The sequence below is a fragment of the Parasutterella sp. genome (genome assembly GCF_057870745.1).
The window spans coordinates 1-9,040 of record NZ_DBMALT010000067.1 but is presented as its reverse complement, the minus strand read 5'-3'; the positions used below and the strand labels follow the sequence as shown (position 1 = coordinate 9,040).

Sequence of the window (9,040 nt, the reverse complement as noted above, 5' to 3'; positions counted from 1 at the left end):
CGTCGATAAATTTTTAAAGATCATTTCGGCTTTCGCCGCCGCTCAGTTTCGTGAGCGAAGAATTGAAATTTTACTCGTTTAAAATTTTCTGTCAAGCGACTGAGGAATTTCAAATGTAAAACTTCGTTTCCGCATTTTCCGCTGCACTACTGCGTCGAAAAACGGAGGCGAATTGTGAATGCTTATTTTAGGCTTGTCAAGCGTAAATGTCTTATGCCCTAAATTCTTTTTAAAAGGGCATGCCTAAGCACCGACGCAGTCGGTGCAGCTCCGGTCCTCTTAACGAGCACCGGAGTTTTTATTATCGTTGACTATTTTGACGGATTAAAGATGGAGTCCAGCCAAGGCTTCATATCAAAGTCCTTGGTCAGGTTCTCCGGAAGGTACGGATTGTTGACTTCGTCAGCGCCCATTTTGTCAGGTAAACGGATAGAGAACTTGTTTTGTTTACATTCCGTCTCTTTCCACAGCTGAGTAATGCCTTTAGCGGTAAAGTGTTTGAACAGTGCCTGGCTGTAGTCTTGAAGCCAACGGAACGTGTCTACGCCATTTTCCCTTAGGATTGCGTCAACGGACAGAGCGATACACATTGCTTCCATATACTGGGGAGAATGTTTATGCTGACTGCTTTTACGCAGAATGGCAACGCCGCGTATTGCACGTTCAACTTTATTTGTGCAAGGCGGGATCTCAGGATTTTCTAAGAAGGTCTTAAAGTCCTCCCGGGCATTAAGGTAATAGACACACGGCTTGGCAGCGGGATGGTCCTTTGCTTTTTCCTGAGTTTTAGGCCTTAATTCCTATTTTTATTTAAAAATCATGGAGTAAAGGCCTATTATTTTTTAATTTATTGTGGTAAAATAATAGTAATTGTATGAAGGAAGAATCATGCGTTATCACATCATGTTTAGTTCAAAAAGCGATAACAGAAGTGTTTACATTGCCTCCTCTTATCGGAACGAAAACGGTCAATCACGAAAGAATATTGTCCGCAGATGTGGAAACTTGAAAAAGCTCCTGGCGGCTGATCCAAAAGCCTTGGAGAAAATTGAAGCCGAAGTTCGGAGCCTTAATGAAAAGGCTGCCGGAGAGGACATAAAGAAACGTCTTTTAGACAATGAAACTATCGAAGCCGACATTATCCGAGCGGCAAAAGACGGCATTATGCTCAAAGGAGAAAAACCCTGTCTAAGGGGTTTAGGGATGATCGTTCTCGATCGGCTTTGGAACGAATTGAATCTTCCCTATAAGCTCTCCTATCTCAAGAAAGAGTGCGATGTTCAATTTGATTTTGAAGAGGTGGTCAAACAGCTTTGCTTAGGGAGGATTCTTGCTCCATGGTCCAAGGCCAAAACCTGTCGTTTGGCTCCTGTTTCTTATCTCGGAGCCAAGGAAGAGAACTTAGCTCACTACTACAACTGTCTCGATTTACTCAGCAAAAATAAAGACTCCGTTATCAAATACCTGAATAAAAAACTCTTAGAGGGAAATCCTCATCGCGACACCCGTGCTTGTCTCTACGATATCACTACCTATGCGTTTGAAAGTGTCGAAGCTGACAGCCTAAGAGAGTTCGGGTACTCCAAGGACAAAAAATTTAATGAAGTACAAGTTGTTATGGCTCTAGCCGCGGACAAGGACGGACTTCCAATCAGCTACAACCTTTATCGAGGCAATCAGGGTGAGTCTCCTACGATGGTTCCCTTCATTGAGGAACTGAAGAAAACCTACGGCGTCGAAAATCTTATCGTTGTTGCCGACAAGGGGCTCAACAACACCGCCAACATTCATTGCCTGCTGGAACTGAGTAATAACTACGTTCTCTCCTCAAAAATCAGAAGCGCATCTCGGGAGATCAAGGAAGCTGCATTGGATCCTACAGGAAGAGTCGAAAGGCTTGTGACAGACGGCAACGGAGTCCTCTCAAAGACATGGTTTAAAGAAATAACTCTAGAAACCAAAGTTAGCTACAAATATCCTGACTTTGCCTACGAAAACAGTAATCCGGAAGAGAAGAGAAAGCTCGAAGATAAGTTAAAGCCATACACGACGAAATACGGCAACAAGCGAAAGAAAGGAACCATCAAACGTCGTTTTATTATCACCTTCTCAGAAAAACGACTTATCAAGGATAGGATCGACAGACAACGGCTAATAAAGAAAGCTGAAAGGCTTGTGGCTAATCCGTCTAACTTCTCTGCTGAGTTAAAGAAAGGCGGAAAAAGTCTGGTCAGCGTGGATATCGACAAAGAGAGTCTGGCTGTTGATTACGAAAGAATCTCAGAGCAGGAACTCTTTGACGGAATGCATGTGATCGAAACTTCCCTGAAAGATCCGGCTGAAGAGGTTCTGGATATCTACAAGGGACTTTGGCATATTGAAAGTAACTTCCGAGTCCTTAAAAGCCAGTTAGAAGGTCGTCCCGTATACGTAAGAACGGAAAATCATATCCGCGGCCACTTTCTTTGCTGCTACATCTCATTAGTCATCTCAAGGTTGTTGGAATACAAACTTAGAAAGAGAGATACACCGATCCCAATAGGCAAAATCGTTGAAGCTCTCAACGGACTTAGAACAACAAAAATCAAGCTGGACAGACTCCCCGCAATCTACGCTACGACAGGGATATCCGAGGAGATAAAACAGATCTGTGCTGCTTTAGAGATGCAAGTTCCGGAAGACTACGAAACGGCGGCTTCGCTGCGTAAAAAGTTAGCTCTGAAAGGAGAGCTCGGAAGCTACTTCCGAGCTAGGGAGGCTATTACCACAGCAAAAGAAAAAACGGAAAGTTAGAGAATCACTGAGGCACAAGGGCTCTTGCTAAATTACCTGCGATTCTTCCCTAAAACTCAGGAGGTCTTAAAGTCCTCCCGGGCATTAAGGTAATAGACACACGGCTTGGCAGCGGGATGGTCCTTTGCTTTTTCCCAGACAGATCCCTTTTGCCTGACCAGTCCCTCGCTTGCCTGCATCATCATCCGGTCAAGACATTTCATCAGCTTGGCCTGAGCCAGCCTGGCTTTTTCCGGGCTGATAAGCCCATCATTTTTCTGGGCTTCAAATAAGAAGATCGAGTTGACTGCTCTTAATGCGGCGTGCAGCTTCATGCCTTCGGTATCGGCTTTGAGCAATTTTTCAAGCTGCTGTATAAGGAACGCTTCCGGTTTATCGAGAAGCTTCTTGAAGAGATCCGAGGGCAGAACGACCTTCAGGATCTCCCGCCGCAGATGAACCAAACAGGATTGGTGACGAACATGATCGAGGATCGGTTTATCCTGATTTCTGTTATTAAGTATCGTCCTGTATCCGCTGTAACCGTCGGTCACCAGAGTTTCAAAGTCGTAATCTTCCAAGATTCGGCCTATGTTCTCTGCGCTCCGAGTCGGACTGTAGTAATAGAGGGTTATAGGCTTTGGTGCATGATCGGCCGTGGTCAGCGCGACTATATAGTTGGTTTTGCCCTTTGCCTCGGCACCTGAAGCAGGAAGCTTCCCGCGTCCCTGATCCTGAAGGCAGCTAAACGGCGTTTCGTCACATACGAGCACATCGCGCTGCTGCAGAACCTTTTCCAGTGCCTTAAAGAGCGGCTTTAAATAAAATCGTTGATAGTCGAACAACGAGTAAGAACCGGTGTTGGAGCCCAGCCCGGCTTCTTGCTCGAACCGCTTCAGAGCACGCTCTAAAGGAATGCCGATGCACATAGCCTGGTTCCAAGACAGGATGGTTTTCGTGCTCATGTGTCTGTCCGGGAAGAGCGGATGATCTTGTCCGGGATCCATGAAGACCTCTGCCTGGCCGCATTTCTGACAGAACCCTATCGTATAAGTGTTCTGCTGTCGGCAGCCTGCTTCGAAGTCCGTCATCGCGGTTTTGAGATTAACCATCAACTCCTCAAATCCGGCCAAGGGTTCTCCGCATTCTCGGCAAGTTGCCGATATCTTTGTCGCTTTAGTCGGCCCGGCTTCCGGAAGATTCTCGATATTATTGACGTGACCCCGATGCGTCTGTTTCTCCTTGACAGGGGACGGTTCAGATTCCTTATTTATCTCAGAGATTTCCTGCAAAGTCTTAACCGTTGCATTTGTCGAAGCATCCAATGTTTTCGATGCTTTTGGCAATAGCGTTGCTCAGCTTGACGATTCCCTTGACGTTATTGGTAAATGAGCGAACCTGCTTCAATTCTTTCAAGTTGCTTTGTGCTTTAGCGTAAGCCTGTTCAGAAGTTTCTCCTGCCTTCATGGCTTCGTTTCCATGAGCGAAGAAACTTGCAATTTGTACAGAAGTGACACCAATAGTTTTTATGCCGTAGGAGATCACGTCATAGAGGACTTTCATCGCCTTTTTAGATTCTTCATCATCGGCGTAACTCAGGTACTCTTCCACTTGCGCGAGGTAGCTGCCGTTGACGTCTTTGAGGAGAAGCGCCAGCGATGTAACGCCGTGAGCGAACTTTATATTGGAGCGCTCGCGTTTCTCTGCCAAATCCTCGGCTATTCGAAGCTGTTCTTCTTTCTGGGTAAGCAGCTTAATCAGTTCTTCATTGGAGAGTGAGTTGAGGTCGGCATTTTTATCACACCCGATTATTATCTATTGGGTAAATTATATTATATTTTATCTTTAAAAATAATTAATCATTTGATTATAAATGATAAATAATGCTGCAGACATAAAAATAACGCCGTGGAGGCCCTCAGAAGAGCCTGCATGGCGTTATTGGAGCTCCGGACTACCAGAAAGTATCGCTTTTGGTATAAAGCCGCTCCCCGTTAAGAAATCGCTCTAAATCGGATAAAGTCAAGGAGCACTTGGATTGCTGACCGACTCGAACCATGAGTTCCTCAAAGCGTCCGTTGTGCAAAGTGCGTGTTAGGAGCATCGTGCCTTTCTCGTCCGTGGTGACGATCTTGCAGATCTTCCTCGTCTTTGAGAGAAAGACGACGGCCTCCTTACCGCTGCTCAAGTTGATGCCGAGCTGATCTTGGGCAGCGGTACAGAGCCGATGAAAGCCTCCTCTTAAATCAGTAGGAGAAATTACCGGCGTCACGTGCACGCCGCTGAAGCGGATATTCATATGACGTCTCCTCTCATACGAGACAGGATGAAGATGACTGATTCTTCCGGACGCTGCGTCTTGAATTCGAAGGTCATACCCTCGGCTGAAATGCTCAGCCTCGACTCTTCATCTGCTTTATCTTCGCAAAGATTAATAACATCCAATGAATTAGCCTGTCGACTTTGTACTGCCTCGGGATTCGAAACGGAAAGGCGCCGTTTAACTTCGGAGATGTTGACTTTGCGACGGGTCTCGGTTCGAATCAATCTCGCCACCTCGGCGCTGCCCAAGTCCTGTGTTCGGGCGATCTCAATATATCTTGACCGGTTGATATCCATAATCTGTCTCCTTCTTATTCCTTGGAGACAGTATTGATCATGCGGTTAAATTAAGATACGAACCTATAAGACATCTACTGTCAAGCTGACCTGAATTATTTTTCTTCTTCCAGATAAAAAGAGCCCCGTCAATCTAAGGACCGACGGAGCAGCAAGGAGGGATAAGTTACTAGAGAAGGAAAAACGGTTTAAGGCACTTTGTAGACAAAGTTGTGGCAGCCGCCGCAGTAGTTCACGCCTTGCTTATGGCCTTTATGGCATTCAGAGCAAGGAAGCGCTCCCTCATGCTGGCCGTGAGGATTTACCTCATATCTGCCGTCTGTCTTTTTAATCATGGCTTGGTAATCACCGTGGCAAGAGGCGCAAATATCCAAATCGCCGCTGGTTTTAAGTTTGTTATCAGGAGTATGACAATCTGCGCATTTCATACCTCTGGCAACGTGTCTGTCAGCTAGATAAGGTCCGCCGTCTGCAGCAAAAGCAGTCGATCCGGCTAGGAAAGAAAGAAGAAGTAAAGCCAATATTTTTTTCATTGTTATCTCCGAAGAGGCAGGGGACGAGCCCCTGCCGATTCAGGATTTATTAAAGTGTCGTATCGGGAAGACCGGCGACATTCTTACCTACATGACGACCGTAGACTAAGCATTCGGTCAAGTTTCCGCCGCCCTGATAAACGAACTTAAGTGCAGAAGCGATTTCACCGACGCTATAGAGGCGAGGAATCGGAGTGCCGTCCCAAGCAAGAACTCGTCTGTCTGCGTCTGCCAGCAAGCCGCCCTTAGTATTCGGGCCGCCGGCAACCAACGGCATTGCATAGAACGGACCCTGTTCGATCTTGCCTAATGTAGCGGGTCTGCGGCCGAAGTCAGCGTCCTTCTTGTCATCGCAGAATTTATTGAAGCGAGTGACCTGTTCAACCAGATTTGCCGGAACCATGCGGCCCTTATTTTCCGGATGCTGTTTAATCTTGTTGGCAAGTTCTTCAATGGAGTCTGCCTTGAGGATCAAACCGGAAGCAATGGGTTTTTCGTTCTTTTCGTCCCAATCGATAAAGCCGTAGCCAACTGTAGAAATACCGAGGCCGACCAGAGGTTTGCTTGTACGAAGTTTTTCATCAAAGATCATCCAGGACGGAGTTCTCGGATAGCTCAGAGAAGAAATATCGAACGTCACAGCGGCTTTATAGAAGAAATAACGGCTGGGATTATCCGTAACCTTGGTTTCTGCTTCGTAGCGGTTACCGTAGTTATCAACCACGATAGAGTTGGCAGAACCGACAGCCGGTGTGATAGAGCCAATGCGCATTCCGTTATAACGTGTCTGGGCGGGAACGATAACGCGGGCAGCAGACTTACCTACTTTCTGCAAACCGGCACCTGCAGCCATACCCATAGCAATACCGTCGCCGGTGTTGGAGGTCGTACCGTAGAAAGCCCATCCGTCTATACCGGGGCCTTCCAAGAAGGCCTGACGCATCGGTTTGTTGTATTCATAACCGCCGGAGCAAAGAACAACTGCTTTCTTACCGCGGAAATAAACCGGCTTGCCGTTCTGAGTGGCGACGACTCCGACAACCTCTCCTTTGGCATTCTTAAGGAGGCTGCTTGCAGGAGTTTCATAGTAAACCTTGATATTCTCGCCCTGCTTCTTGACCCCTTCTTCGAGGCAGCGCCAGAAAGCTTCACCGGAACTGGTTTCTTCCTTCGGACTGTCAACCGATTTCTGGTTGAAGTTCTTCATGCGTTTTTGATAAGTAGCACGATAGGCGTTGTATTTGCATTCTTTAGCGCCCGGGAAGTTCGGGAAGGATGCTTTATTGAAGCCGGGCTGGCTGCCGCCGATGAAAGCCGGGTCCAGGCTCTGCAGAAATTCCAAGTTAGTCGGAGAAAGGTCTGCCCACAGCTGAGCCAAACCTTCAGAATATTCAGGAATTTCGCCTTCTTCTTTCCAGTCGATGTTTTCGCCGGAGAACATGGCCTGAGCATAATCCTTCAATGCTTTCGGATCACCGTCTTTGAACGGGCAGTGGAAAATACCACCGGACATACGGGTGTTGCTGTAGTGATGATTCTGAGGATTCTTTTCCAGAATGATAACTTTTGCTCCGTTCTGTGCTGCAACGATACCGGTTGTTGCACCGGCGCCGCCGAAACCGACGATCACAACATCAGCTTCCCCGTCCCACTTGGCGGGAAGACCATTCTGCGGGGCAGGTGCTGCCATTACGGGAGCAACTCCGGCAGAAACTGCACCAGCTACTGCGCCCTTAATAAAAGAACGGCGAGATGTTACGACAGATTTGGACATATGTTTATTCTCCTTGATTAGAGGTTGAAGCCAGGTATTGGCTTAACCGTCATTGAGAAAAATTCTAGATTTGGCCCTTTTTCCTTACATCGGTTGACTTACTATTGAATTAAGCGGCCCCGAGATTTAAAATTTCTAGTTTCTGTCGGCGTTGACAAGGTTGAAATCGACGCTTCCCTCCTCGGCTTCTCCTCTAAATAACAGTGTTAAAGATTCTTGTTGCTTGCCATCGGCCATATCGTCTTCCGCATGAAGATCCTTATCTTCCAATCGAGGTTGGTGCACAAAAACGGGCCGATCTTCATCTTGGCGGAGTGAGGGATAACGAAGGCGTCAATATTTCTCAAAAAAATTCCAACTACTGCGAGTTGACTGCCCTCTACTGGGCTAGGCACAACTTACCGGAAACCGTCACCGCCATCGGCTTGACGCATTACCGGCGTTACTTCGGGATCAAGAAAACTTCCGATCCGCTAGAGGACATCTTTTCTCTTTCCGATTGGACCGAGTTTCTGAAAGAAAGTCCTGTGATCCTGCCTCCGAAGCGAAACTACTTTATTGAAACTGTTGAATCTCAGTACGTTCACGCCCATCATCGTGAAGATATCGAAACGTTAAGAGCTGTCCTTGCAGACAAATATTCCGAATATCTTCCGGCCTTCGAAAAACTGATGAGCGGTAAGAAAACACACATACTGAATATGTTTGTAATGAGAAGAGACTTTTTCAATCAGTATTGTGATTGGCTTTTCGACGTTCTATTTGAAGTAGAAAAGCGTTTGGATATTTCTTCCTATTCTGTAAATGATGCGCGGGTCTTTGGCTTTTTATCCGAGCGCCTCTTAGACGTCTGGCTGAATACGAACCACATTAGTTACATTGAGAAACCAGTTGTTCTCACAGAAAAAATCAACTGGATCAAAAAAGGATCTTCCTTTATTCTCAGAAAGTTAGGAATTAAGCGATAAGATTTTTACAATTTCTAACAGTGAAATTTTCAGAAATTTCCTCGGCCCAACTTGCACAGGAAATTTTATTTTGCTATAGTTCGCTTCCTCGGTTGCGCCAGTAGCTCAGCTGGATAGAGTACCTGGCTACGAACCAGGGGGTCGTGGGTTCGATTCCTGCCTGGCGCGCCACCAAAATTAAAAGAATATTTCTTGAAGAATCTCGCAGTTGCGGGATTTTTTCATTTCTGCCGCAGGAAATCTCGCGAAACGAGCTGCCAACATTATTTTCAGCTGAGATTTTGCGTTTTTCAGTGATCTAGCCGGAGTTCGGCTCCGGCATCCTCGTTAAATTTCAATATCCGTACCTAATAACGGTTCGACTTCTGGTTCAT

The 9,040-nt window shown here is 46.5% G+C and carries 9 protein-coding genes, 1 tRNA gene and 1 pseudogene; 3 read left to right on the top strand and 8 right to left on the bottom strand.

Annotated elements, in window-relative coordinates; all coding sequences use genetic code 11:
- Positions 1 to 311: 311 nt before the first annotated feature.
- Both ACZND6_RS12240 and ACZND6_RS12235 read right to left on the bottom strand, forming a co-directional pair.
- Positions 312 to 590: a hypothetical protein gene (locus ACZND6_RS12240; RefSeq protein WP_489524737.1), complete on the bottom strand. Its 279-nt coding sequence runs from the start codon at positions 588 to 590 to the stop codon at positions 312 to 314.
- Between the two features lie 24 nt (positions 591 to 614).
- A pseudogene (locus tag ACZND6_RS12235) lies at positions 615 to 767 on the bottom strand (IS66 family transposase); the annotation flags it as partial.
- Positions 768 to 888: 121 nt separating this feature from the next.
- On the opposite strand from ACZND6_RS12235, the gene ACZND6_RS12230 reads away from it, so the two are divergent.
- Positions 889 to 2,793: an IS1634 family transposase gene (locus ACZND6_RS12230; protein ID WP_489524736.1), complete on the top strand. Its 1,905-nt coding sequence runs from the start codon at positions 889 to 891 to the stop codon at positions 2,791 to 2,793.
- A 56-nt stretch (positions 2,794 to 2,849) separates the two neighbouring features.
- On the opposite strand, the gene ACZND6_RS12225 is transcribed toward ACZND6_RS12230, so the two are convergent.
- From ACZND6_RS12225 to ACZND6_RS12200, 6 genes are all read right to left on the bottom strand, one after another.
- Entirely contained in the window at positions 2,850 to 3,884 is a 1,035-nt protein-coding gene (locus ACZND6_RS12225) for an IS66 family transposase (RefSeq protein ID WP_489524735.1), read from the bottom strand.
- A 184-nt stretch (positions 3,885 to 4,068) separates the two neighbouring features.
- Positions 4,069 to 4,482, bottom strand: a complete 414-nt coding sequence (locus tag ACZND6_RS12220) for a hypothetical protein (protein ID WP_489524734.1) — start codon at positions 4,480 to 4,482, stop codon at positions 4,069 to 4,071.
- Positions 4,483 to 4,726: 244 nt separating this feature from the next.
- Positions 4,727 to 5,071, bottom strand: coding sequence for an IS66 family insertion sequence element accessory protein TnpB (gene tnpB, locus ACZND6_RS12215; RefSeq protein ID WP_489524733.1), 345 nt, complete (start codon positions 5,069 to 5,071; stop codon positions 4,727 to 4,729).
- Positions 5,068 to 5,391 (bottom strand): hypothetical protein, encoded by a 324-nt coding sequence (locus tag ACZND6_RS12210; protein WP_300877107.1) that lies wholly within the window; start codon positions 5,389 to 5,391, stop codon positions 5,068 to 5,070. The genes tnpB and ACZND6_RS12210 overlap by 4 nt, the downstream gene beginning before the upstream one ends.
- A 188-nt stretch (positions 5,392 to 5,579) precedes the next feature.
- Positions 5,580 to 5,924, bottom strand: coding sequence for a cytochrome c3 family protein (locus ACZND6_RS12205; RefSeq protein ID WP_300877105.1), 345 nt, complete (start codon positions 5,922 to 5,924; stop codon positions 5,580 to 5,582).
- A gap of 49 nt (positions 5,925 to 5,973) precedes the next feature.
- Positions 5,974 to 7,698, bottom strand: a complete 1,725-nt coding sequence (locus ACZND6_RS12200; RefSeq protein WP_418805746.1) for an FAD-dependent oxidoreductase — start codon at positions 7,696 to 7,698, stop codon at positions 5,974 to 5,976.
- 203 nt (positions 7,699 to 7,901) lie between these two features.
- Here ACZND6_RS12200 and ACZND6_RS12195 point away from each other — a divergent pair, with 203 nt between their 5' ends.
- Together ACZND6_RS12195 and ACZND6_RS12190 are read left to right on the top strand one after the other, a co-directional pair.
- Positions 7,902 to 8,666, top strand: coding sequence for a DUF4422 domain-containing protein (locus ACZND6_RS12195; RefSeq protein ID WP_300877101.1), 765 nt, complete (start codon positions 7,902 to 7,904; stop codon positions 8,664 to 8,666).
- 94 nt (positions 8,667 to 8,760) lie between these two features.
- Positions 8,761 to 8,837, top strand: a tRNA-Arg gene (locus ACZND6_RS12190).
- The last annotated feature ends 203 nt before the right edge of the window (positions 8,838 to 9,040 follow it).